Origin of the sequence: Streptomyces sp. NPDC018964 (assembly GCF_044390325.1) — a bacterium.
Lineage (GTDB): Bacteria > Actinomycetota > Actinomycetes > Streptomycetales > Streptomycetaceae > Streptomyces.
Genome location: NZ_JBIRYZ010000008.1, coordinates 156,248 through 179,433 on the forward strand (window position 1 = coordinate 156,248; position 23,186 = coordinate 179,433).

Annotated in this window: 21 protein-coding genes; 14 read left to right on the forward strand and 7 right to left on the reverse strand. The window is 71.7% G+C overall.

The window, feature by feature from the left end; genetic code table 11:
• Nucleotides 1–137 precede the first annotated feature (137 nt).
• From ACH5AO_RS15965 to ACH5AO_RS15995, 7 genes are all read left to right on the forward strand, one after another.
• A complete protein-coding gene (locus ACH5AO_RS15965; RefSeq protein ID WP_398924883.1) occupies nt 138–935 on the forward strand; it encodes a cell division protein FtsQ/DivIB in 798 nt (265 codons plus the stop codon).
• Nucleotides 936–1,223: 288 nt separating this feature from the next.
• Nucleotides 1,224–2,417, forward strand: a complete 1,194-nt coding sequence (gene ftsZ, locus ACH5AO_RS15970; RefSeq protein WP_217136554.1) for a cell division protein FtsZ — start codon at nt 1,224–1,226, stop codon at nt 2,415–2,417.
• Nucleotides 2,414–3,142, forward strand: a complete 729-nt coding sequence (gene pgeF / locus ACH5AO_RS15975) for a peptidoglycan editing factor PgeF (RefSeq protein ID WP_398924885.1) — start codon at nt 2,414–2,416, stop codon at nt 3,140–3,142. The genes ftsZ and pgeF overlap by 4 nt, the downstream gene beginning before the upstream one ends.
• A gap of 6 nt (nt 3,143–3,148) precedes the next feature.
• A complete protein-coding gene (locus tag ACH5AO_RS15980; protein WP_398924887.1) occupies nt 3,149–3,868 on the forward strand; it encodes a YggS family pyridoxal phosphate-dependent enzyme in 720 nt (239 codons plus the stop codon).
• A 129-nt stretch (nt 3,869–3,997) separates the two neighbouring features.
• Complete coding sequence (locus tag ACH5AO_RS15985) at nt 3,998–4,639, forward strand: cell division protein SepF (protein WP_217136549.1); 642 nt, start codon at nt 3,998–4,000, stop codon at nt 4,637–4,639.
• Nucleotides 4,640–4,688: 49 nt separating this feature from the next.
• Complete coding sequence (locus ACH5AO_RS15990) at nt 4,689–4,976, forward strand: YggT family protein (protein WP_398924889.1); 288 nt, start codon at nt 4,689–4,691, stop codon at nt 4,974–4,976.
• Nucleotides 4,977–5,033: 57 nt separating this feature from the next.
• Nucleotides 5,034–6,257, forward strand: a complete 1,224-nt coding sequence (locus tag ACH5AO_RS15995; RefSeq protein ID WP_398924891.1) for a DivIVA domain-containing protein — start codon at nt 5,034–5,036, stop codon at nt 6,255–6,257.
• A gap of 311 nt (nt 6,258–6,568) precedes the next feature.
• Here ACH5AO_RS15995 and ileS read toward each other — a convergent pair whose 3' ends face one another.
• Nucleotides 6,569–9,712, reverse strand: coding sequence for an isoleucine--tRNA ligase (ileS, locus tag ACH5AO_RS16000; RefSeq protein ID WP_398924893.1), 3,144 nt, complete (start codon nt 9,710–9,712; stop codon nt 6,569–6,571).
• 745 nt (nt 9,713–10,457) lie between these two features.
• Nucleotides 10,458–11,186 carry a hypothetical protein gene (locus ACH5AO_RS16005; protein WP_398924895.1) on the reverse strand — a complete coding sequence of 243 codons (729 nt, stop codon included), beginning with the start codon at nt 11,184–11,186 and terminating at the stop codon, nt 10,458–10,460.
• A 97-nt stretch (nt 11,187–11,283) separates the two neighbouring features.
• Between ACH5AO_RS16005 and ACH5AO_RS16010 the strand changes: the two genes are divergently transcribed.
• From ACH5AO_RS16010 to ACH5AO_RS16035, 6 genes are all read left to right on the forward strand, one after another.
• Entirely contained in the window at nt 11,284–11,760 is a 477-nt protein-coding gene (locus ACH5AO_RS16010) for a TraR/DksA family transcriptional regulator (protein WP_398924897.1), read from the forward strand.
• A gap of 66 nt (nt 11,761–11,826) precedes the next feature.
• The gene (gene lspA, locus ACH5AO_RS16015) at nt 11,827–12,429 is read left to right on the forward strand and encodes a signal peptidase II (RefSeq protein ID WP_398924899.1); all 603 of its coding nucleotides are present in this window, start codon (nt 11,827–11,829) and stop codon (nt 12,427–12,429) included.
• Nucleotides 12,430–12,472: 43 nt separating this feature from the next.
• Nucleotides 12,473–13,417 carry an RluA family pseudouridine synthase gene (locus ACH5AO_RS16020; protein WP_398924901.1) on the forward strand — a complete coding sequence of 315 codons (945 nt, stop codon included), beginning with the start codon at nt 12,473–12,475 and terminating at the stop codon, nt 13,415–13,417.
• Nucleotides 13,414–13,881: a GNAT family N-acetyltransferase gene (locus tag ACH5AO_RS16025; RefSeq protein WP_398924903.1), complete on the forward strand. Its 468-nt coding sequence runs from the start codon at nt 13,414–13,416 to the stop codon at nt 13,879–13,881. Before ACH5AO_RS16020 ends, ACH5AO_RS16025 begins: the two co-directional genes overlap by 4 nt.
• An 87-nt stretch (nt 13,882–13,968) precedes the next feature.
• Nucleotides 13,969–15,555 (forward strand): Na+/H+ antiporter, encoded by a 1,587-nt coding sequence (locus ACH5AO_RS16030; protein WP_398924905.1) that lies wholly within the window; start codon nt 13,969–13,971, stop codon nt 15,553–15,555.
• A gap of 110 nt (nt 15,556–15,665) precedes the next feature.
• Nucleotides 15,666–16,406: an SDR family NAD(P)-dependent oxidoreductase gene (locus ACH5AO_RS16035; RefSeq protein ID WP_398924907.1), complete on the forward strand. Its 741-nt coding sequence runs from the start codon at nt 15,666–15,668 to the stop codon at nt 16,404–16,406.
• 7 nt (nt 16,407–16,413) lie between these two features.
• Here ACH5AO_RS16035 and ACH5AO_RS16040 read toward each other — a convergent pair whose 3' ends face one another.
• Nucleotides 16,414–17,529, reverse strand: a complete 1,116-nt coding sequence (locus ACH5AO_RS16040; protein WP_398924909.1) for a mechanosensitive ion channel family protein — start codon at nt 17,527–17,529, stop codon at nt 16,414–16,416.
• Nucleotides 17,530–17,636: 107 nt separating this feature from the next.
• Here ACH5AO_RS16040 and ACH5AO_RS16045 point away from each other — a divergent pair, with 107 nt between their 5' ends.
• The gene (locus ACH5AO_RS16045; protein ID WP_398924911.1) at nt 17,637–18,212 is read left to right on the forward strand and encodes a dienelactone hydrolase family protein; all 576 of its coding nucleotides are present in this window, start codon (nt 17,637–17,639) and stop codon (nt 18,210–18,212) included.
• Nucleotides 18,213–18,225: 13 nt separating this feature from the next.
• On the opposite strand, the gene ACH5AO_RS16050 is transcribed toward ACH5AO_RS16045, so the two are convergent.
• The 4 genes from ACH5AO_RS16050 to ACH5AO_RS16065 form a co-directional block, all read right to left on the reverse strand.
• Complete coding sequence (locus ACH5AO_RS16050) at nt 18,226–19,911, reverse strand: alkaline phosphatase D family protein (protein ID WP_398924913.1); 1,686 nt, start codon at nt 19,909–19,911, stop codon at nt 18,226–18,228.
• 90 nt (nt 19,912–20,001) lie between these two features.
• Nucleotides 20,002–20,814 carry a DsbA family protein gene (locus ACH5AO_RS16055; RefSeq protein ID WP_398924915.1) on the reverse strand — a complete coding sequence of 271 codons (813 nt, stop codon included), beginning with the start codon at nt 20,812–20,814 and terminating at the stop codon, nt 20,002–20,004.
• A 93-nt stretch (nt 20,815–20,907) separates the two neighbouring features.
• A complete protein-coding gene (locus ACH5AO_RS16060; RefSeq protein WP_398924917.1) occupies nt 20,908–21,609 on the reverse strand; it encodes a hypothetical protein in 702 nt (233 codons plus the stop codon).
• A gap of 68 nt (nt 21,610–21,677) precedes the next feature.
• Nucleotides 21,678–23,003, reverse strand: a complete 1,326-nt coding sequence (locus tag ACH5AO_RS16065; RefSeq protein ID WP_398924919.1) for a DUF2252 domain-containing protein — start codon at nt 23,001–23,003, stop codon at nt 21,678–21,680.
• Nucleotides 23,004–23,186 lie beyond the last annotated feature (183 nt).

Sequence of the window (23,186 nt, forward strand, 5' to 3'; positions counted from 1 at the left end):
CGGGCGACCGCGGGAGTCCCCCGCGCGAGCATAATTCGAGCGTGGGGGAGTGCGGAGGCCCGAGGGGTTGAGCACGGTCGGCCGCCCGACACCGACTCGAGCGCCCCGGAGGCGAACCGGGCCCTGAAGGAGGAAGCATGGCCGGATCGACCACCGCCGAGCGTGGTGAACGCAAGCGGGAGTCGTCCGGCCCGCCGCCGCGCGTCCGGCGGTTCGGACGGCGGCAGGTTCGTCGGATCATCGCATCGGCGGTCGCCCTGGTGTTCCTCGGCAGTGGAGCGTTCTGGCTGCTGTACGGGTCGGACCTGGTGCGCGTGGAGCGCGTGACGGTGTCGGGCACCCGCGTCCTGACTCCCGAGCGGGTGCGCGAGATCGCCGACGTCCCCCTCGGGGAACAGCTGGTCTCCGTCGACACCGATGCGATCGAGGCGCGGCTTTCCTCCGCTTTGCCCCGGATCGACACCGTCGAAGTGGTTCGTTCCTGGCCGGATGAAATCACCCTGAAAGTAGCGGAGCGCACCGCTGTTCTCCTCATCCGCAAGGGCGGGAAGTTCATCGAAGTGGACGACGGGGGTGTCCGGTTCGCCACGGTTTCCAAGGCGACCGAAGGCGTGCCCGCGCTGGAACTGGCCGTCTCCCGGACCGGTTCCGCGGCGGCGAGCCTGCGCCGCTTCGGCGAGGACCGGCTGATCCGGGAGGCGGTGCGGGTGGCCGGCGCGATCCCGGCCTCCGTGGCGCACGTCACCCGCAGCGTCAAGGTCCGTTCCTACGACGACATCTCGCTGGAACTGGCGGGCGGTCGTACGGTCGACTGGGGGAGTGGTGAGAAGGGCGCCGAGAAGAGCCGTACTCTCACCGCACTGATGAAAGCGGAGCCCGGTGCGCGGCACTTCGACGTGAGCGTGCCCACGGCCCCCGCGTCAGCGGGGAGTTGACGCACATCAGCGCAGGCCAGCACCCTGATTGGGCACCGCTACGGCTGATCACATAGGGTGAAAAGAAAAACGGGAGGTTCGGCGTGTTCGTTGAACGGGCGCCGCTTGTCGACTTAGTGTCCTGTTCAGAAGACTCCAGGGAACGGACACACTGGTAACCCTAAACTTCAACGTTAGGGTTCGGGTCGGCGCTACGGACCGTCCCATTCGGCATCAGTCGTCGGGTCGCGGGGGCATCAGTGCTTCAGCGGTCGGGCGACACGTAACTCGAGGCGAGAGGCCTTCGACGTGGCAGCACCGCAGAACTACCTCGCAGTCATCAAAGTCATCGGTGTCGGCGGCGGTGGTGTCAATGCCATCAACCGGATGATCGAGGTCGGTCTCAAGGGCGTCGAGTTCATCGCCATCAACACCGACGCGCAAGCCCTGTTGATGAGCGACGCCGACGTCAAGCTCGACGTCGGCCGTGAACTCACCCGCGGACTCGGCGCCGGAGCCAACCCGGCCGTCGGCCGCAAGGCCGCGGAGGACCACCGTGAGGAGATCGAGGAGGTCCTCAAGGGGGCCGACATGGTCTTCGTGACGGCCGGCGAGGGCGGCGGCACCGGCACCGGCGGCGCGCCCGTCGTGGCCAACATCGCCCGCTCGCTGGGGGCCCTCACCATCGGCGTGGTCACGCGCCCGTTCACCTTCGAGGGGCGGCGCCGCGCGAACCAGGCCGAGGACGGCATCGCCGAACTCCGCGAAGAGGTCGACACCCTCATCGTCATCCCGAACGACCGGCTGCTGTCCATCTCGGACCGCCAGGTGTCGGTCCTCGACGCCTTCAAGTCGGCGGACCAGGTGCTGCTCTCCGGTGTCCAGGGCATCACCGACCTCATCACCACGCCCGGTCTGATCAACCTGGACTTCGCGGACGTCAAGTCGGTCATGTCCGAGGCCGGCTCGGCCCTCATGGGCATCGGCTCGGCCCGCGGCGACGACCGCGCGGTGGCCGCCGCCGAGATGGCCATCTCCTCGCCGCTCCTGGAAGCCTCCATCGACGGCGCCCGCGGTGTGCTGCTCTCCATCTCCGGCGGCTCCGACCTCGGCCTGTTCGAGATCAACGAGGCCGCCCAGCTGGTCAGCGAGGCCGCCCACCCCGAGGCCAACATCATCTTCGGCGCGGTGATCGACGACGCCCTCGGCGACGAGGTCCGGGTCACCGTGATCGCGGCCGGCTTCGACGGCGGCCAGCCGCCGGCCAAGCGGGACAACGTCCTCGGCTCGTCCTCGGTCAAGCGTGAGGAGCCCGCCCCGGCGCGGCAGCCGGAGAGCCGTCCGTCCTTCGGTTCGCTCGGCAGCGTCACGCCCAAGGAGGACCCGGAGCCGCCGGCGCCGGAGCCGGTGCGCGACATCCCGGCCGTCCAGCCCCCGGTCCCGCCGTCGCGGACCTACGACAGCGCGGCCGAGGAACTGGACGTACCGGACTTCCTGAAGTGATAGGACAGCGCGAGAGCGTGAGCGGCGCGCACTTCGCCTTCACCGACCGGTGGGGCGGGGTGAGCGCCGCTCCGTATGAGGAGCTCAACCTCGGCGGAGCCGTCGGCGACGACCCCGGCGCCGTACGCGCCAACCGCGAACGGGCCGCCGGGTCCCTCGGCGTGGACCCGGCCCGGGTGGTCTGGATGAACCAGGTGCACGGGGCCGACGCGGTCGTGGTCGACGAACCCTGGGGCGAGCGCCCGGTCCCCGAGGTCGACGCGGTCGTCACCGCGCGGCGCGGACTCGCCCTCGCGGTGCTCACCGCCGACTGCGTGCCCGTACTGCTCGCCGACCCGGTCGCCGGCGTCGTGGCCGCGGCCCACGCGGGCCGGCCCGGCATGATCGCCGGGATCGTCCCCGCCGCCGTACGGGCCATGACCGGGCTCGGCGCCGACCCCGCGCGGATCGTCGCCCGTACAGGACCCGCCGTCTGCGGCCGGTGCTACGAGGTGCCGGAGGCGATGCGCGACGAGGTGGCCGCCGTCGAACCGGCGGCGCACGCCGTCACGAGCCGGGGCACACCGGCGGTCGACGTGGCCGCGGGCGTGCACGCGCAGCTCGAACGGCTCGGGGTGCGTGACCGGGAGCGGTCGCCGGTGTGCACGCTGGAGTCGGACGATCACTTCTCGTACCGCCGCGACCGCACCACCGGGCGGCTCGCGGGCTACGTGTGGCTGGACTGATGGGACATGACGGACCGTAAGGACGAACTCGCCGCGAACCTGGCGAGAGTGGAAGAGCGGATCGCCGCGGCGTGCGCCGCCGCCGGACGCGGGCGCGACGAGGTGACCCTGATCGTGGTCACCAAGACCTACCCCGCGGAGGACGTGCGGATCCTGTCCGGACTCGGGGTGCGCCATGTCGCCGAGAACCGGGACCAGGACGCCGCCCCCAAGGCGGCGGCATGCGCGGATCTGCCCCTCACCTGGCACTTCGTCGGTCAACTTCAGACCAACAAGGTGCGTTCCGTGGTGGGTTATGCCGATTTCGTGCAGTCCGTCGACCGTTCCCGGCTGGTGGCGGCTCTCTCCAAGGAGGCCGTGCGGGCCGGGCGCGAGATCGGCTGTCTGATCCAGGTGGCGCTCGACGCCGACGCGAGCGGCCGGGGGGAGCGCGGAGGCGTGGCGCCCGGCGGTGTCGCGGAGTTGGCCGAACTGGTCGCGCGGTCCGAGGGGCTGCGGCTCGACGGACTGATGACCGTCGCCCCGCTCACCGGGGAGTACGCGGGACGCGAACAGGCCGCCTTCGAGCGGTTGATGGATTTGTCGACCGACCTGCGCCGGACCCATCCGACTGCGAACATGGTCTCGGCAGGGATGAGTGCGGACCTCGAACAGGCCGTGGCCGCCGGAGCGACACATGTGCGCGTCGGCAGTGCGGTACTCGGAGTCCGCCCCGGGCTCGGGTAACGTCGCCAAGAAGTCGGACCACAGCAGAAAATATGGTCAGTTCCGCCGAACAGCGGACGTAAAGACCTAGTGGATCGCGGGCACTTGGCGGTCGTCAGCGGATCCACCACAGAGCGGAGGACTCGGAGCATGGCCGGCGCGATGCGCAAGATGGCGGTCTACCTCGGCCTCGTGGAGGACGATGGGTACGACGGCCGCGGATTCGACCCAGACGACGACTTTGAACCCGAACTCGACCCGGAGCCCGAGCGGGACCACCGGCGGCACGAGCCGTCCCACCAGGCGCACGTCTCACATCAGCCCCAAAGGGATGAAGAGGTGCGAGTCGTCCACCCTCCCGCGCCGCGCGAACCGATCGCCCGATCCGCTTCGCTCCCCGCGGAATCGCCACGCCCGGCGCGGATCGCGCCCGTGGCGTCCATCACACAAGAACGCGCAAGCCTGGAGAAGAACGCACCGGTGATCATGCCCAAGGTCGTGTCGGAACGAGAGCCTTACCGGATCACCACACTCCACCCCCGGACCTACAACGAGGCCCGTACCATCGGGGAACACTTCCGTGAAGGTACGCCGGTGATCATGAATTTGACGGAGATGGACGACACGGACGCGAAGCGACTTGTCGACTTCGCGGCCGGGCTGGTGTTCGGTCTTCACGGCAGCATCGAGCGGGTGACGCAGAAGGTGTTCCTGTTGTCGCCTGCTAACGTCGATGTCACGGCGGAGGACAAGGCCCGCATCGCAGAGGGCGGGTTCTTCAACCAGAGCTGAGACGCAGGACCGGACGAAGAGCGGTACAGGGGAGAGGGAAAAGCAGGCCATGGGCGTGTTCGCGCAGGTGATCTACATCGCGCTGATGGTGTTCCTCATCGTGCTGATCTTCCGTTTGGTCATGGATTACGTGTTCCAGTTCGCCCGCTCGTGGCAACCCGGCAAGGCGATGGTGGTCGTCCTGGAGGCCACCTACACTGTCACCGATCCACCGCTGAAGCTTCTGCGGCGGGTCATCCCGCCGCTGCGTCTCGGGGGCGTGGCGCTCGACCTGTCCTTCTTCGTACTGATGATCATCGTCTACATTCTGATCTCCCTCGTGGGCAGGGCACTGTGAGGTGACTGTGGACGACATGGGCCTGCCGACTGCCGATGACTACGTTGAGGTGAAGAGATGCCGTTGACCCCCGAGGACGTGCGGAACAAGCAGTTCACGACCGTCCGCCTCCGAGAAGGCTATGACGAGGACGAGGTCGATGCCTTCCTCGACGAGGTCGAAGCCGAACTGACGCGCCTGCTCCGCGAGAACGAGGACCTGCGCGCCAAGCTGGCCGCGGCCACGCGCGCCGCTGCCCAGAACCAGCAGAACATGCGCAAGCCCCCCGAGCCGCAGGACCAGCAGCAGCAACAGCAGGGACCGCCCCAGGGCATGCCCCAGCAGGGCATGCGAGGTCCCGGCGCTCCGGTGCCCGCCGGCATATCGGGCCCGCCGCAGCAGCAGATGGGTGGCCCCATGGGTGGTCCGCCCCAGCTGCCGAGCGGTGCTCCTCAACTGCCCGCCGGCCCCGGCGGACAGGGCGGCCCGCAGGGTCCCGGCCCCATGGGCCAGGGTCCCGGGCCGATGGGCCAGGGCGGCCCGATGGGGCAGGGTCCCGGCCCGATGGGTCAGGGCGGCCCGATGGGCCAGGGCCCGATGCAGGGGCAGATGGGCCCCGGTGGCCCGATGGGCGGCCCCATGGGCGGTCCCGGGATGCCCGGCCAGGGAGGACCCGGTATGCCCGGTCAGGGCGGCCCCGGTGGCGACAGCGCCGCGCGCGTCCTGTCGCTGGCCCAGCAGACCGCCGACCAGGCGATCGCGGAGGCCCGTTCCGAGGCCAACAAGATCGTGGGCGAGGCGCGTTCGCGTGCCGAGGGCCTCGAGCGGGACGCCCGTGCCAAGGCGGACGCCCTGGAGCGGGACGCGCAGGAGAAGCACCGCGTCGCGATGGGCTCCCTGGAGTCCGCCCGCGCCACGCTGGAGCGCAAGGTCGAGGACCTGCGCGGCTTCGAGCGCGAGTACCGCACGCGGCTGAAGTCCTACCTGGAGTCGCAGCTGCGCCAGCTGGAGACCCAGGCGGACGACTCGCTCGCCCCGCCGCGCCAGCCCGCGAGCACCGCGCCGTCGCTGCCGCCGTCCCCGGCGCCCTCGATGGCTCCGGCCGGTGCCGGTGCGCCGTCCTACGGCGGCAACCAGACGATGGGTGGCGGTCAGGGCGGTCCCTCCTACGGCGGCGGTCAGCAGCAGATGCAGCCGGCCATGACCCAGCCGATGGCGCCGGTGCGTCCGCAGGGCCCGTCGCCGATGGGGCAGGCTCCCTCGCCGATGCGCGGCTTCCTGATCGACGAGGACGACAACTGACGGCCCTTCGGCCATGAGTACGGCGTAGCGATCGGCAGCGTTCAGGGCGGGCCCCGGGTTCACGAACTCGGGGCCCGCCCTTGTGCTACGCGTGTTCACGGGGTTTGTGGTGTTTGTTCGGGCTTGCCTGTGGTGTCCGACGCACGAAACGCCGAAGGCCCGGCCCGCCAGGTTTTTTCGGCGGGCCGGGCCTTCGGCGTCGCGTGGTGCCTCCCCGTCCTCAGGGGTGGGCCGTCCGGCGGCCCCAGGGGGGCGTGGCCGGCCGCGCTGCGGCCCCGCACCCCGTGGGGGTGCGGGGCTCACCGGGAGCCTTACGCCTTCCGCAGGCGGAACGTCAGCGACAGGCCCTCGTCCGTGAAGGCGTTCCCGTAGGTGTCGTCCGCCGTGCCCTGGGCGAAGTCCGTGGCGAGGACCTCGTCGGCGATCAGCGTGGAGTGGCCGGTCAGGGCCGCGACGGTCGCGGCGTCCGTGGCCGTCCAGCGCAGGGCGATCCGGTCGGCCACGTCCAGGCCGCTGTTCTTGCGGGCCTCCTGGATCAGGCGGATGGCGTCACGGGCCAGGCCCGCGCGGCGCAGTTCCTCCGTGATCTCCAGGTCCAGGGCGACCGTGGCACCGGCGTCGGACGCCACCGACCAGCCCTCGCGCGGGGTCTCCGTGATGATCACCTCGTCCGGGGCGAGGGTGACCGTCTCACCGTCGACCTCCACCGAGGCCGTGCCCTCACGCAGCGCCAGGGACAACGCGGCGGCGTCCGCGTTCGCGACGGCCTTGGCGACGTCCTGGACCCGCTTGCCGAACCGCTTGCCCAGCGCGCGGAAGTTGGCCTTCGCCGTGGTGTCCACCAGCGAGCCGCCCACCTCGGACAGGGACGCCAGGGACTCGACGTTCAGCTCCTCGGTGATCTGCGTGTGCAGCTCCGGGTCGAGGGCCGCGAAGCCGCCCGCCGCGATCAGCGCGCGCTTCAGCGGCTGGCGGGTCTTCACGCCGGACTCCGCGCGCGTGGCCCGGCCCAGCTCCACGAGCCGCCGCACCAGCACCATCTGCTTCGACAGCTCCGGGTCGATCGCGGACAGGTCCGCCTCCGGCCACGAGGACAGGTGCACCGACTCCGGGGCGCCCGGGGTGACCGGAACGATCAGGTCCTGCCAGACCCGCTCGGTGATGAACGGGGTCAGCGGCGCCATGAGCTTCGTCACGGTCTCGACGACCTCGTGCAGCGTGCGCAGCGCGGCCTTGTCGCCCTGCCAGAAGCGGCGCCGGGAGCGGCGGACGTACCAGTTCGACAGGTCGTCGACGAACGCGGAGAGCAGCTTGCCGGCGCGCTGGGTGTCGTAACCCTCCAGCGCCTGGGTCACCTGGTCGGTGAGCGCGTGCAGCTCGGAGAGCAGCCAGCGGTCGAGGACCGGGCGGTCGGCCGGGGCCGGGTCGGCCCCGCTCGGCGCCCAGTTCGACGTACGGGCGTACAGGGCCTGGAAGGCGACCGTGTTCCAGTACGTCAGCAGCGTCTTGCGGACGACCTCCTGGATGGTGCCGTGGCCCACCCGGCGGGCCGCCCACGGGGAACCGCCGGCCGCCATGAACCAGCGGACCGCGTCGGCGCCGTGCTGGTCCATCAGCGGGATCGGCTGCAGGATGTTGCCCAGGTGCTTGGACATCTTGCGGCCGTCCTCGGCGAGGATGTGGCCGAGGCAGACGACGTTCTCGTACGACGACCTGTCGAAGACCAGGGTGCCGACCGCCATCAGCGTGTAGAACCAGCCGCGGGTCTGGTCGATGGCCTCGGAGATGAACTGCGCCGGGTAACGGCTCTCGAACAGCTCCTTGTTCTTGTACGGGTAGCCCCACTGCGCGAACGGCATCGAGCCCGAGTCGTACCAGGCGTCGATGACCTCCGGCACGCGCGTGGCCGTCTTCCCGCAGCCGTCGTGGCGGCAGCCGAAGGTGACCTCGTCGATGTACGGGCGGTGCGGGTCGAGCCCGGACTGGTCGGTGCCGGTCAGCTCGGTGAGCTCCGCGCGGGAGCCGACGACCGTGAGGTGGTCGTCCTCGCAGCGCCAGATCGGCAGCGGGGTGCCCCAGTAGCGGTTGCGGGACAGCGCCCAGTCGATGTTGTTGTTCAGCCAGTCGCCGAACCGGCCGTGCTTGACGGAGTCCGGGAACCAGTTGGTCCTCTCGTTCTCCTGGAGCAGGCGGTCCTTGACGGCCGTGGTGCGGATGTACCAGGACGGCTGCGCGTAGTAGAGCAGCGCGGTGTGGCAGCGCCAGCAGTGCGGGTAGCTGTGCTCGTACGGGATGTGCCTGAAGAGCAGGCCGCGCTCGTCGAGGTCCGCGGTGAGCTTCTCGTCGGCCTTCTTGAAGAAGACGCCGCCGACCAGGGGGACGTCCTCCTCGAAGGTGCCGTCGGGGCGGACCGGGTTGACCACGGGCAGGCCGTAGGAACGGCAGACCTTGAGGTCGTCCTCACCGAAGGCGGGGGACTGGTGGACGAGGCCGGTGCCGTCCTCGGTGGTGACGTACTCGGCGTTCACCACGTAGTGGGCGGGCTCAGGGAAGTCCACCAGCTCGAAGGGGCGCCGGTACGTCCAGCGCTCCATCTCGGCGCCGGTGAAGGACCGGCCGGTGGCCTCCCAGCCCTCGCCGAGGGCCTTGGCGAGCAGGGGCTCGGCGACGACGAGCTTCTCCTCGCCGTTCGTGGCGACGACGTAGGTGACCTCGGGGTGGGCGGCGACGGCCGTGTTGGACACCAGGGTCCACGGCGTGGTCGTCCACACCACCAGCGAGGCCTCGCCGGCCAGCGGGCCGGAGGTGAGCGGGAAGCGGACGTAGACGGACGGGTCGACGACCGTCTCGTAGCCCTGCGCCAGCTCGTGGTCGGACAGGCCGGTGCCGCAGCGGGGGCACCAGGGGGCGACGCGGTGGTCCTGGACCAGCAGGCCCTTGTTGAAGATCTCCTTCAGCGACCACCAGACGGACTCGACGTACTCCGGGTCCATGGTGCGGTAGGCGTCGTCGAGGTCGACCCAGTAGCCCATGCGGGCCGTCAGTTCGGTGAAGGCGTCGGTGTGCCGGGTCACCGACTCGCGGCACTTGGCGTTGAACTCGGCGATGCCGTACGCCTCGATGTCCTGCTTGCCGGAGAAGCCGAGCTCCTTCTCGACGGCCAGCTCCACCGGGAGGCCGTGGCAGTCCCAGCCGGCCTTGCGGGCCACGTGGTAGCCGCGCATGGTGCGGAAGCGGGGGAAGACGTCCTTGAAGACGCGGGCCTCGATGTGGTGGGCGCCGGGCATGCCGTTGGCGGTGGGCGGACCCTCGTAGAACACCCATTCGGGGCGTCCCTCGGACTGCTCCAGGCTCTTGGCGAAGATCTTCTGCTCGCGCCAGAAGTCGAGCACCGCGTGCTCGAGGGCGGGCAGGTCGACCTGGGCGGGTACCTGGCGGTACGTCGGCGTTGTCATCAGCGGGCTTCCTCCGGCGGACTTGCTGCCTTCCGTCCGGAGGGACGAGAGCTGTGTCGATCCCTGCGCCGCCGTCGGCGCGCTCCCGCGGTACCACCCTCCTTGACCCCCCGGTGCGTCGTGTGCTCCGGTGAGCCCCCTCATTGAGGTCGCGATGCCGGTTCTACCGCCCCGTACAGGGGTTTCTTCCGGCGGCTCCGGGGTGATCTTCACGTCGCGCTCGCCCCCGGGCTCACACCGTCCCCGGGTCGCTCTGGGCTGCGTACGCCGCTACTCGTCCCCATCCACGCTTTTCGCTCCGCCCAGTGTACGGCGCGGCGGGGACAGCGGCCGACCGGATTTCCGCCCGCCGTACGACCCGGCGTACCTCGAACGGCGAGGTGGGCCCGTCCGGATCCCGGGGACGTCCATGTCGGCGGCATACCCGGCGGGGAGCTGGGCACAACGCATGCAGGTTCGCCGCGCGGCGCCCGCGGGGCGAGGGAATCGGGCGGTGTGCCCCGTTGCCGCGGGACTCGAGTCGATTTATCGTCCCAGAACGATTCGCGCGCAAGATCACAATATGTGAAGGGGCCGCGGCCATGGTGGCGAAGAAGACCGCCGTACAGCAGCCGGCACCGTCCGGCAGGCCCGGACCCGCTCAGGGCGGCGGGGCCGGGGAGGGAGGGCCCGCCAAGGAGGCGGCGGCGAGGAAGAGGGCGAAGAAGGCGGCGGACGCCACCGAGGAGGCGGCGGAGCGCACGGCTCACGACGGGGTGCCGGTGGCGACCGGGCTGCCCGTCGCGTCACCCGTGAAGAAAGCGTCGGCAGGGAAGGCCACGGCCGGGAAGGCCACGGCCGGAAGGGAACCCGCTGACGAGGCCGTCGCGCGGGGGACGGCGGCCGGGGCTGCGCCCGTGAAGGAGGCGTCTGCGAAGAGGGCGCCCGCGCGGAAGGCGTCGGCGGAGAGCGCTGCGGCGGAGGGGGTGCCTGCGCGGGAGGCGGTGGCGGGGAGTGCCGCGGAGGAGGGGGTGTCCGGGCGGAGGACGCCTGCGCGGAAGGTGTCCGCGCGGAAGGCGGCGGCGCGGGAGGCGGTGGCGGGGAGGGTGTCCGGGCGGAAGGCGCCCGCGCGGGAGGCGTCCGCGCGGAAGGTGTCCGCGCGGGAGGTGTCGGCGGGGAAGGCGGTGGCGGGGAGCGCCGCGGCGGAGAGGGTGTCCGGGCGGAAGGCGCCTGGGGGGAAGGCGGTGATGGAGGACGCGTCGGCGGGGAAGGCGCCTGGGGGGAAGGTGGTGGCGGAGGACGCGTCGGCGGAGAGGGTGTCCGCGCGGAAGGGGGCCGGGGAAGTGGCCGGCGAGAAGGCGCCCGGGTCCGGGAAGGCGTCCGTGGCGGGGAAGAGGGGCCGCGAGAAGGCGGCCGGTGAGGTGCCGGGGAAGGGGGCCGCCCCGGGGGCGGTTTCCGCGGGGTCCCCGGAGGCGGGCCGCTCGGGGAGCGGCACCGCCGGGGCCGGTGGGTCCGTACAGGATGCGGCCGGGCACAGCACGGCCGATGACGCGGGCGCGGTGGATGCCGCGGCGCAGACGGGAGTGACGACGGTGAGCGCGAAGAAGACTCCTGGCACGGCCACGGCGGCGAAGAGCCCCGTACCCAAGGCCCGGATCGGCACGGCGGGCCCGGACGACCTCGCGGTACGTCCGGGCGAGGAACCCTGGACTCCGGAAGAGGCCCGGGAGGCGCGGGCCGAGCTGACGTCCGAGGTGCTGAGGCTGCGCGAGGAGATCGCCGCCTCCGAGCAGTCGCTGGTCGGCCTGATGCGGGACTCCGGCGACGGCGCGGGCGACGACGACGCCGACACCGGCACCAAGAACATCACGCGCGAGCACGAACTCGCGCTCGCCGCGAACGCGCGCGACATGCTCAGCCAGTTCGAGCGCGCCCTCCAGCGGCTCGACGCCGGCACCTACGGCCTGTGCGAGAACTGCGGCAATCCCATCGGAAAGGCCCGTATGCAGGCCTTTCCCCGGGCCACCCTGTGCGTCGAGTGCAAGCAGAAGCAGGAGCGACGGTACTGATCGGCGGGCGCGCGGGGCGTGCCGTACCCTCGTCCTTCAGTCAGGTACCTAGGTTGAGGGACTCACGTGGCAGAGGCGGAGCGCATCATCGGTACGCCGGACACCCCGGACGCGGACCGGGAGGAGCAGGAACCGGCCGGCACCGGAGGGACGGCGGCGGAGGCGGAGGCCGAAGGGCCCCGCGGCAAGCGACGGATCGCCGTGCTGTTCGCCGTCGCCGTGTTCGCGTACGCCCTCGATCTGATCAGCAAGATGATCGTGGTCGCCAAGCTGGAGCACCACGAGCCCATCGAGATCGTCGGGGACTGGCTGCGCTTCGAGGCGATCCGCAACGCGGGCGCGGCCTTCGGCTTCGGCGAGGCCTTCACCGTGATCTTCACGGTGATCGCCGCGGCCGTGATCGTGGTGATCATCCGCCTCGCCCGCAAGCTCCACAGCCTGCCCTGGGCGATCGCGCTGGGCCTGCTGCTCGGCGGCGCCCTCGGCAACCTCACCGACCGGATCTTCCGCTCGCCGGGCGTCTTCGAGGGCGCGGTGGTCGACTTCATCGCGCCCAAGCACTTCGCCGTGTTCAACCTGGCGGACTCGGCGATCGTGTGCGGCGGCATCCTGATCGTGCTGCTGTCGTTCCGCGGCCTCGACCCGGACGGCACCGTCCACAAGGACTGAACGCGACTGCGGGGTTGTCGGACCCGTCCGGCATACTCGACGGGTGAGCACGATTCCCGAGATCCGTACCCTGCCCGTGCCCGACGGTCTGGAGGGCGAGCGCGTCGACGCCGCCATCTCCCGCATGTTCGGCTTCTCCCGCACCAAGGCGGCCGAGCTCGCCGCCGCGGGGAAGGTCACGGTCGACGGGGCGGTGGTCGGCAAGTCCGAGCGGGTCAGCGGCGGCGCCTGGCTCGAGGTGGAGATGCCGCAGGCGCCCGCGCCGGTGCAGGTCGTCGCCGAGCCGGTCGAGGGCATGGAGATCGTGCACGACGACGACGACGTGGTCGTGATCGTCAAGCCCGTCGGTGTCGCCGCCCACCCCTCGCCGGGCTGGTCCGGCCCGACGGTGATCGGCGGCCTCGCCGCCGCCGGGTACCGCATCTCGACCTCCGGCGCCGCCGAGCGCCAGGGCATCGTGCACCGCCTCGACGTCGGCACCTCCGGCCTGATGGTGGTCGCCAAGTCGGAGTACGCGTACACGTCGCTGAAGCGCCAGTTCAAGGAGCGCACGGTCGACAAGCGTTACCACACGCTCGTCCAGGGCCACCCCGACCCCACCAGCGGCACCATCGACGCCCCCATCGGCCGCCACCCGCAGCACGACTACAAGTGGGCGGTCACCGCCGAGGGCAAGCCGTCCGTCACGCACTACGACCTCATCGAGGCCTTCCGCGCCGCCTCCCTCCTCGACGTCAAGCTGGAGACCGGCCGCACCCACCAGATCCGCGTCCACATGGCCGCCCACCGGCACCCCTGCGTCGGCGACCTCACCTACGGCGCCGACCCCACGCTCGCCAAGCGGCTCCGCCTGACCCGCCAGTGGCTGCACGCCGTGCGCCTCGGCTTCGAGCACCCCGGCGACGGGCAGTGGGTGGAGTTCTCCTGCGACTACCCGGACGACCTGCAGCAGGCACTGGACCAGGTCCGTGAGGAGACCTACGCGTGAGCGCCGCCTTCGTGGTCCGCGTGGCGGAGGAGTCCGCCGACCGCGAGGCGTGCTTCGCGGTCCGCAAGGAGGTCTTCGTCGCTGAGCAGGGCGTCCCCGAGGACATCGAGTACGACGCCTACGACGCCGGCGCCGTCCACGTGCTGGCGGTCTCCGAGGACGGCACATCGCTGGGCACCGGACGCCTGCTGCACGGCGAGGCCGCCGCGGCGAAGAACGGCGGCGACCCGGCGGTCGGCTCGCTGGGCCGGCTCGCGGTGACGCGCCGGGCGCGGGGCCTCGGCGTCGGCGCGGCGCTGGTGCGTGCCGTCGAGGAGGCGGCCCGCGCACGGGGCCTCACCGCCGTCGACCTGCACGCGCAGACCCACGCCCTCGGTTTCTACGAGCGGCTGGGCTACGAGGCGTACGGGCCCGAGTTCCCGGACGCGGGGATACCGCATCGGGCCATGCGGCGCGTTCTGTAGCCGGGGCCGCGAACGGCTCGGTGAGGGCGTCGGCGTGGCAGGGTGGAGATCCGCCCGCCGATCGTCGATCCGCCCGGAGCCGTGACCGTGGACCAGCTGACCCTGCTGTTCGCCCTGCTGCTCGGGGCCGTGGTGAGTGTCCCGGTCGGGGAGCGGCTGGGGCTGCCGGCACCGGTGCTGATGACGGTCCTCGGGGCCGTGCTGGCACTGCTGGAGTTCGTGCCGAACGTCGACGTCCCGCCCGACCTGATCCTCCCGCTGCTGCTGCCGCCCCTGCTGTACGCCGCCGTACGACGGACCTCCTGGCGCCAGTTCGCGGCGAACGTCAGACCGATCCTGCTGCTCGCGGTGGCGCTGGTCTTCGTCACCACGCTGTGCGTGGCCGTCGTCGCCCACGCGATCGTGCCCGGACTGCCGCTCGCCGCCGCCTTCGCCCTCGGCGCGCTGGTCGCGCCGCCCGACCCGGTCGCGGCGACCGCCGTCGCCGGGAAGCTGGGGCTGCCGCGCCGACTGGTGTCGATCCTGGAGGGCGAGGGGCTCTTCAACGACGTCACGGCGATCGTCCTCTACAACGTGGCGATCGCCGCCGCCGTCAGCGGAAGCTTCTCCGCCTGGGAGGCCGGGCTCGACCTGATGCTGTCGGCCGTGGTGGCGGTGGCGGTCGGGCTCGCGCTGGGCTGGGGCGCGAACAGGCTGATGGATTTCCTCGGGGACGCGACCCTGCAGATCGGGCTGAGCCTGCTCGTGCCGTACGCCTCCTACGTCCTGGCCGAGGAGCTGCACGGCTCGGGCGTGCTCGCCGTGCTCACCACCGCGCTGTTCCTCGTCGAGTACGCCACCGACGCCGACGACGTCATGACCCGGCTCGCCGGACACACCTTCTGGGACATCGTCGACACCCTTGTCACCGGGGTCGCGTTCGGGCTGGTCGGGCTCGAACTGCACAACGCGGTGCGGACCGCGGCCGGCCACTGGGGCGAACTGCTCACCTGGGCGGCGGTGATCGTGGGCGTGGTGGTCCTGGTGCGGCTGCTGTGGCTGCTGCCGGCGACCTGGCTGACGCAACGGCTGCACGCCGCGCGGAACACCGCCGAGGAGATCCCGGTGAGCTGGCGCGAGACCGTGGTGATGTGGTGGTCCGGGATGCGCGGGGTGGCCTCGGTCGCGCTGGCGCTGGCGATTCCGCTGGAGACCGACACCGGAGGTGACTTTCCCGGCCGGGGCGAGATCGTCTTCATCGCGTTCGGCGTGATCATGGCGACCCTGCTGGTGCAGGGGCTGAGCCTGCCGTGGCTGGTGGGACGGCTGGGAGTGCGGGCCGACAGCGGGCGGGAGAAGCGGTTCGAGCACGACCTGGCGGTCCGCGCGGCCAGGGCGGCGAAGCGCAGGCTGCGCGAGATCGAGGAGGCCGAGGAGCTGCCGGAGGAGCTGTCCGAGCAGATGCTGCGCAGCGCCTTCGACATCGGGGTGCGGATCAGCCCCGACCTCGCGGACGACGAGCGGCGGGAGGCGCACCGGCAGCGGGCGCGGCGGCTGAAGCGGGTGCGGGCGATCCAGCGGGAGATGCTGAGCGCGGCGCGACACGAGGTGGTCGCGGCGCGGAGCGAGCCGGGGGCGGATCCGGCGGTCGTGGACCGGGTGCTGCGGCACCTGGACGTGCGCAGCCTGCGCTGACGCCTCAAGAGGCCGCCCACCGTGCACCGCCCGTTTCGGCCGACGGGGACGCGGGCGTTTCCCGCCGGAGCTTGGCACCTTCGGCGGGTTTTCGTTCGTAAAGTGCCGCTATGAACCGGAATGTTGTGATCAGTGGGGGCGGTACCGGGATCGGGCTCGCCGCCGCACGGGTGTTCGCCGCCGACGGGGACCGGGTGCTGCTGCTCGGCCGGCGCCGGGAGGTGCTGGAGCGGGCGAAGGTGCCGGACGCGCTGACGTACGCCGCCGATCTCGCGGACCCCGGAGCGGTACGAGGGGTCGCCGGCTTCGTGAAACGGGAGTTCGGCGCGGTGGACGTGCTGATCCACGGCGCCGGGGGCAACGGGCTCCTCGAGCCCCGGGCCGACGGCGACGACCCGCTCGACGCCGTCGCCCACTCCTGGACGGTCAACTTCCGGCTCAACCTGCTGACCGCCGCCCTGCTCACCGAGGCCCTGCGGTCCCGGCTCGCCGAACCCGGCGGGCGCGTGCTGTTCATCAGCTCCATCGCCGCCTACCGGGGCCACGGACAGGTGGCGTACGCGGCGGCCAAGGCCGGGCTGCACCCGTACGCCCACGACCTGGCCCGGAGACTGGGCCCGCACGGCATCACCGTGAACGTGGTCGCCCCCGGCTACATCGAGGACACCGCCTTCTTCGGCGACGGCATCGACGAGGAACTGCGCACCCGGCTGATCGGGGAGACCCTGGACGGGCGCGCCGGAACGCCCGGGGACGTCGCCGCGACCCTGCACTGGCTCGCCTCCCCGGCCGCCGCGCACATCACCTCGCAGATCGTCCAGGTCAACGGCGGCGCTGAACGCGGCCACTGAGAACGGGTCAGCGCTCCCTCGGGTGATGGTGCGCGCGACGGGCCGCCGGTACGCCGTCGGGGGAGCGGTGGCCGCCGGTCCGGGGCGGCGGCACCGCGTCGGCCGTGTTGACCCGGGGGAGCGCGTAGGGGTGCTCGGCGGTCAGCCAGCGGATCATCTCCTCGCGGACCGTGACCCGTACCGTCCAGATGTCGTCCGCGTCCTTGGCCGTCACCAGGGCGCGCACCTCCATGGTGCTGGGGGTGCTGTCGGTCACGGTCAGGTTGAAGGCGCGGCCGTCCCAGGCCGGGCACTCCCGCAGGACGTCCCGGAGCTTGTCGCGCATCGCCTCCAGCGGCGCCGAGTGGTCGAGGTGCCAGAAGACGGTGCCCGTCATCTGCGGCGTCCCGCGCGACCAGTTCTCGAACGGCTGGGACGTGAAGTACGACACCGGCATGGTGATCCGGCGCTCGTCCCAGGTGCGCACGGTCAGGAAGGTCAGGGTGATCTCCTCGACCGTGCCCCACTCGCCGTCCACGACCACCGTGTCGCCGATGCGCACCATGTCGCCGAAGGCGATCTGCAGCCCGGCGAACATGTTGCCCAGCGTGGACTGGGCGGCCACACCGGCGACGATGCCGAGGATCCCGGCCGAGGCCAGCAGAGAGGCCCCGGCCGCCCGCATCGCGGGGAAGGTCAGCAGCATCGCGGCCACCGCCACCACACCGACGATCGCCGAGACCACCCGCCGGATCAGCGTCACCTGGGTGCGCACCCGGCGGACCCGCGCCGGGTCGCGCTCGCGGTGGGTGCTGGCGTACCGCGTGTACGTGGTCTCGACGACCGCGGCCGCGATCCGGATCGCCAGCCAGGCGGCCGACCCGATCAGCACCAGGGTCAGGGTCCGGCCGATGCCGGTCCCGTGGTCCCGCAACAGCTCCACCTGGTCGTACGACCCTCTCAGCAGGGCCGCGCACAGCAGCAGCTGGTAGGGGATCCGGCCGCGGCGCAGCAGACCCCACAGCGGAGTCTCGGGGTGGCGTTCGTCGGCCTTGCGCAGCAGCAGGTCGGTGGCCCAGCCGAGCAGCAGGGTGAGCACGACCGAGCCGCCGACCACGAGCAATGGGCGGAGCACGTCATCCATGTCCCCGAACCTAACCGGCCCGCGCGGGCATGAACATGTGACTTCCGCGCGATCGCGGGTAGTGCCGCGATCCGGCGCCGTCACACCGGGCTGGCACCATGGACGCCATGAACATCATGCTCTTTCACTCGACCTACGGTCCGCGGCCCGCGGTGCGCCGGGCCGCGGACCGGCTGCGCGCGGCCGGACACGAGGTGTGGACGCCCGACCTCTTCGAGGGCCGTACGTTCGACACGGCCGAGGAGGGCATGGCGTACAAGGAGGAGACCGGAAAGGACGAGCTGCTGAAGCGGGCCGTGCTGGCCGCCGCGCCCTACTCCGAGCGGGGGCTGGTGTACGCGGGGTTCTCCTTCGGCGCCTCCGTCGCCCAGACGCTGGCCCTCGGTGACGACAAGGCCCGCGGACTGCTGCTCCTGCACGGCACGTCGGACATCGCGGAGAACGCCTCGGTGGACGAGCTGCCGGTGCAGCTGCACGTCGCCGAGCCGGACCCGTTCGAGACCGACGACTGGCTCACCGCCTGGTACCTGCGGATGGGCCGGGCCGGGGCCGACGTCGAGGTGTACCGGTACGCGGGCGCCGGTCACCTCTACACCGACCCCGATCTCCCCGACTACGACGAGGAGGCCGCCGAGGCCACCTGGCGGGTGGCGCTCGGCTTCCTCGACTCGCTGGAGGGCTGAGCCGGGCGGGGCATCACACCGGGGCGTGGACGCGCTCGACCTTCTGCGTGCCGCTGCGGGTGCGGTAGGAGCGGGCCCACTCGGACGTGGCGTCCGCCTCCGTACGGCTCGACAGCACGTAGTAGTCCATCTGCGTCCGCTCGGCGGTGACGTCCAGTACGCCGTAGCCGTGCCGGTCGGTGTCCACCCAGTGGACGTGCCGGTTGGCGGCCCGGATCAGCGGTGCGGCGAGCGCGGTGACGGTGCCCTCGGGAACCTTGACGATGTCGTCGAGGTTGTCGGAGGTGACCGAGGTGACGACGAACTCCGTGGCGGCCGAGGCCGACAGCGGATAGGTGCCGGCGTTCACCGGCACGTCGTTGGCCCACGCCATGTGGATGTCGCCGGTGAGGAAGACCGTGTTGCGGATCGCGTTCGCGCGCAGGTGGGCGAGGAGTTCGCGGCGGTCGTCGGTGTAGCCGTCCCACTGGTCGGTGTTGAGGGCGAGCCCCTCCTGCGGCAGGCCCAGCAGCTTCGCCAGCGGCTTCAGCAGGCTCGCGGGGAGGGAACCGACCGAGAACGGCGAGATCATCACCGAGGTGCCGACCAGCCGCCAGGTGGTGTCGGACGCCGTCAGCCCCGCCTTCAGCCAGTCCAGCTGGGCGCGCCCGGTGAGCGTGCGGTCCGGGTCGTCGACCTCGCCGTCACCGAGGGAGACCTGCTGGGAACGGAAGGAGCGCAGGTCGAGGAGCGAGAGGTCGGCCAGCTTGCCGAAGCGCAACCGGCGGTAGGTGGTGCCGGCGACGGCGGGCCGCACCGGCATCCACTCGAAGTAGGCCTGCTTGGCGGCGGCCTGGCGGGCCGCCCAGGTGCCCTCCGCGCCCTCGGTGTGGTTCTCGGCGCCGCCCGACCAGGCGTCGTTGGCGATCTCGTGGTCGTCCCAGATGGCGATGGCCGGCGCCCTGTGGTGCAGGGCCTGGAGGTCGGGGTCGGTCTTGTACTGGCCGTGCCGGGCGCGGTAGTCGGCGAGGGTGAGGATCTCGTGCGCGGGCGTGTGCGGGCGGACGGCCTCGCCGCGGGTTCCGTACTCGCCGGCGGCGTACTCGTAGAGGTAGTCGCCCAGGTGCAGCCAGGCGTCCAGGTCGGACCGGGCGGCGAGGTGGCGGTACGCCGAGAAGTGGCCGGCCTCCCAGTTGGAGCAGGAGACCACGCCGAAGCGCAGGCGGGGCACGGCGGCGTCGGCGGCCGGGGCGGTGCGGGTGCGGGCGACGGGCGAGTCGGCGGTGCCGGCGGAGAAGCGGAACCAGTAGTCGGTGGCCGGCCGCAGGCCGCGGACGTCCGCCTTGACGGTGTGGTCGGAGGCGGCGGTGGCGAGCACCGTACCCTGCGCGACGACGTCGGTGAACGCCCTGTCCCGGGCGACGGTCCAGCTCACCTCGGTGTCCGGGCCGAGCCCGGAGCCGGGTATCGCCTCCGGCGCCGGCGTCACCCGGGTCCACAGCAGGATGCCGTCCGGCAGCGGGTCGCCGGAGGCCACGCCGTGCAGGAAGGCGGGCGCCTGCGCGGTCGCGGCGCGCGCGGGCAGGGCGGCGGTGAGCGGTCCGGCCAGCACCGCCGTGGCGGCGGCCGCCCTGACGACCGTACGACGGCGCGGCGCGAGGGAGTGGGGGTCCGCGGTGGCGGGAACGGCGCTCTCGGATGATCTCTGTCGACTGGTCACAGCCGATCAGGCTACTGACAGGTACACGTGAGAGCGGGCGAACCCGTGAAAGTTCGCCCGCTCTTCAGCGCGCCGTCAGCCGGCCGGGGTTCAGGCCTTGAGGGCCGCGTCGAGAGCCGTGTTGAACTCGTCCACCGTCATGGGCGCGTTCTGGCCGTCGGAGCCGGTGAGCTTCTTGCCGTCCATCATCAGCGTCGGCGTGCCCTGGGCCTCGCTGCTGTCGAACACGTCGGACATCTCCAGCGCCCACTTGTCGTAGGTGCCGTCCTTCACGGCCGACTGGAACTCCTTGTTGTTCTTCAGGGCGTCGACCGTGTTCGCGACCTTGATCAGGTACGCGTCGTCCTTGAACTTGTCGTCCGTCTCCTCGGGGTGGTACTCGGCCGAGTAGAGCGCGCTCTTGTAGGCGAGGAACGCCTCGGGGCTGACGTTCAGCGCGGCTCCCAGGGCGCTCAGGGCGTTCTTGGAGCCCTCGCCGGTCAGGTTGCGGTCGAGGAACGAGGCGCCTATGAAGCGGATCTTGTACTTGCCGTCCTCGACGTCCTTCTCGATGGTCTTGCCGACCGTCTGCTCGAAGGAGGCGCAGACCGGGCAGCGCGGGTCCTCGTACAGCTCGAGGGTCTTCTTCGCGTCGGACTCGCCGATGACGACGGTCGTGCCGTTCTTGCCGCTGGTGTTGGCCGGCTTGACGAGCTTGGCGTCCTTCGCGGACTCCCAGTGGTCGGGCTGGTTGGCCTGGACGACCGCGTAGCCGATGCCGCCGGCCGCGGCCAGCACGCCGACGACCGAGGCGGCGACGACGAGCTGCCGCCTGACCTTCGCCTTCTTGGCCTGGCGCTCGCGCTCCACGCGCAGCCGCTCCCGGGCCGCCGACTTCGCCGACTGGCTGTTCCGCTTGCTCATGGTGATGTCTCCACGGGGGACGCGCACACGGTCGTGTGCGGGATACGTAAGGGGACTGCTGGTGCTCGGGGATTCGCCGGGGCGGAGGCCGCCTCAGGCGAGGACGAGGGAGCACGGCGGTCCGCGCCGCCCCAGGGAGTGCGCGAGGAGCAGGGTCCGGGCCGTGGCGGTACGGCGGACCGGGCGGGCCGGACGGAGGACCTCCGGTGCCCGGCGCACGGCGACCGCGGCGACCGCGAGCAGCAGCGGCCGGAACGTCGTGGCCGCCACCGCGCTCAGCAGCTGGGCCAGCGCCCGCTCGCCGCGGCGCAGCCAGGCGGCGGCCAGCAGGCCGACCCCGACGTGCGCGCCGAGCAGCGCCCAGGCGGTCGCCGGGTCGGCCTGCGCCAGCAGGGCCGCCAGCCGGTCACCGCCCTCGGCGGTGTGCCCGGCGGCCCGGGCGAGCGGCGCGCCCACACCGGTGCCGTCACCGCACAGCACGTCGAAGCCGACGGACCGCAGCGGGCCCGCCACCGGTCCGCCCATCCGGCCGTAGCAGACGTGCTGGCCGGTGGTGAAGACGGTGTCGGCGGCCAGCTCCAGCGGGATCAGCAGGGCGGCGATCCGCCCGAAGGAACGCTCCCGCCCCGCCAGGGCGTACGCCGCCCCGAACACGGCGGCGGCGACCGCGGCCACCGTGTTCAGCGGCAGCGGAACCCCGGACAGCAGCACGTGCGACGCGGTGCTGAGCGTCACGACAACGGCCGTGAACAGCGCCGCGCGTACGGCTCTGAGTCGGGTTCCGGATATGTCCATGGCGGTGAAGAGTGTGTCACGTGCTCCGGTAAAGGGTCCCTAAAGGGTTCCTGTGGATGTGCGGATGGTCACAGCCCCGGGATCCGGCCGTTGCGGAACAGGTCCAGGAAGGTCTGGTGGTCGGCGCGGGCCCGGGCGCCGTAGCCGTGCGCGAAGTCGACCAGGAGGGGGACCAGGGAGTCCTCGTCGGCGGCGATCGCGGCGTCGATGGCGCGCTCGGTGGAGAACGGCACCAGGGACTCGCCGGAGGTGTCGTCCGCCGCCGCGTGCATCGTGGCCGTGGCCCGGCCGAGGTCGGCGACGACCTGGGCGATCTCCTCCGGCTCGTCGATGTCGCTCCAGTCCAGGTCCACGGCGTACGGCGAGACCTCGGCGACCAGCTGGCCCGCGCCGTCCAGCTCGGTCCAGCCCAGCCACGGGTCGGCGTGCGCCTGGAGGGCGCGCTGGGAGATCACCGTGCGGTGCCCCTCGTGCTGGAAGTAGTCCCGGATGGCCTGGTCGGGGATGTGCCGGGAGACGGCCGGGGTCTGGGCCTGCTTGATGTAGATCACCACGTCGTTCTCCAGGGCGTCGCTGTGACCCTCCAGGAGGATGTTGTACGACGGCAGCCCGGCGGAGCCGATGCCGATGCCGCGGCGGCCCACGACGTCCTTCACCCGGTAGGAGTCCGGGCGGGCCAGGGAGGAGTCCGGCAGCGTCTCCAGATAGCCGTCGAAGGCGGCGAGCACCTTGTAGCGGGTGGCGGCGTCCAGCTCGACCGCGCCGCCACCGCCCGCGAAGCGGCGCTCGAAGTCGCGGATCTCGGTCATCGAGTCCAGCAGTCCGAACCGGGTCAGCGAGCGGGCGTCGCGCAGCGCGTCGAGCAGCGGGCCCTGGGCGGTGTCCAGGGTGAACGGCGGCACCTCGTCGCTCTTCGCGCCGGTGGCCAGCGCGCGGATCCGCTCCCGGTAGGCGGTCGCGTAGACGGTGACCAGCTCGGTGATCTGCTCGTCGCTGAGCGCCTTCGCGTAGCCGATCAGCGCCACGGAGGCGGCGAAGCGCTTGAGGTCCCAGGTGAAGGGGCCGACGTAGGCCTCGTCGAAGTCGTTGACGTTGAAGACCAGGCGGCCGTTCGAATCCATGTACGTGCCGAAGTTCTCCGCGTGCAGATCGCCGTGGATCCACACCCGGGACGTCCGGTCGTCCAGGTACGGGCCGCTCCGCTTCTCCGCGTCCAGATCGTGGTAGAAGAGGCACGCGGTCCCGCGGTAGAAGGCGAACGCCGAGGCCGCCATCTTCCGGAACTTCACCCGGAACGCGGCCGGGTCGGCGGCCAGGAGCTCGCCGAAGGCGGTGTCGAGGACGGCGAGGATCTCCTCACCGCGGTGCTCGTCGTTGAGCTGCGGGACCGACATCGCTTTGTGCCTCCTGGTACGGGATCCTTCGGGACGGCTGGTCCGTCCCCTGCCTAACGCGCGACGGGTCACGGGAGTGCCCGCGCCACCGCCCGAAGGTACGCCGGGATGCGCTCCGCGTGTCAGTGCCGGGGCATAGACTTCGACGCTGTCCCCCGGACTGTCCGCCCGCCCGTCGCCGAG

Excerpts from the sequence above, each read along its gene's own strand:
- ACH5AO_RS15965 (WP_398924883.1), top strand. The coding sequence starts at position 138 with ATGGCCGGATCGACCACCGCCGAGCGTGGTGAACGCAAGCGGGAGTCG.
- ACH5AO_RS15980 (WP_398924887.1), top strand. The coding sequence starts at position 3,149 with ATGACGGACCGTAAGGACGAACTCGCCGCGAACCTGGCGAGAGTGGAA.
- ACH5AO_RS15985 (WP_217136549.1), top strand. The coding sequence starts at position 3,998 with ATGGCCGGCGCGATGCGCAAGATGGCGGTCTACCTCGGCCTCGTGGAG.
- ACH5AO_RS15990 (WP_398924889.1), top strand. The coding sequence starts at position 4,689 with ATGGGCGTGTTCGCGCAGGTGATCTACATCGCGCTGATGGTGTTCCTC.
- ACH5AO_RS15995 (WP_398924891.1), top strand. The coding sequence starts at position 5,034 with ATGCCGTTGACCCCCGAGGACGTGCGGAACAAGCAGTTCACGACCGTC.
- ileS (WP_398924893.1), bottom strand. The coding sequence starts at position 9,712 with ATGACAACGCCGACGTACCGCCAGGTACCCGCCCAGGTCGACCTGCCC.
- ACH5AO_RS16035 (WP_398924907.1), top strand. The coding sequence starts at position 15,666 with ATGAACCGGAATGTTGTGATCAGTGGGGGCGGTACCGGGATCGGGCTC.
- ACH5AO_RS16040 (WP_398924909.1), bottom strand. The coding sequence starts at position 17,529 with ATGGATGACGTGCTCCGCCCATTGCTCGTGGTCGGCGGCTCGGTCGTG.
- ACH5AO_RS16045 (WP_398924911.1), top strand. The coding sequence starts at position 17,637 with ATGAACATCATGCTCTTTCACTCGACCTACGGTCCGCGGCCCGCGGTG.
- ACH5AO_RS16055 (WP_398924915.1), bottom strand. The coding sequence starts at position 20,814 with ATGAGCAAGCGGAACAGCCAGTCGGCGAAGTCGGCGGCCCGGGAGCGG.
- ACH5AO_RS16060 (WP_398924917.1), bottom strand. The coding sequence starts at position 21,609 with ATGGACATATCCGGAACCCGACTCAGAGCCGTACGCGCGGCGCTGTTC.
- ACH5AO_RS16065 (WP_398924919.1), bottom strand. The coding sequence starts at position 23,003 with ATGTCGGTCCCGCAGCTCAACGACGAGCACCGCGGTGAGGAGATCCTC.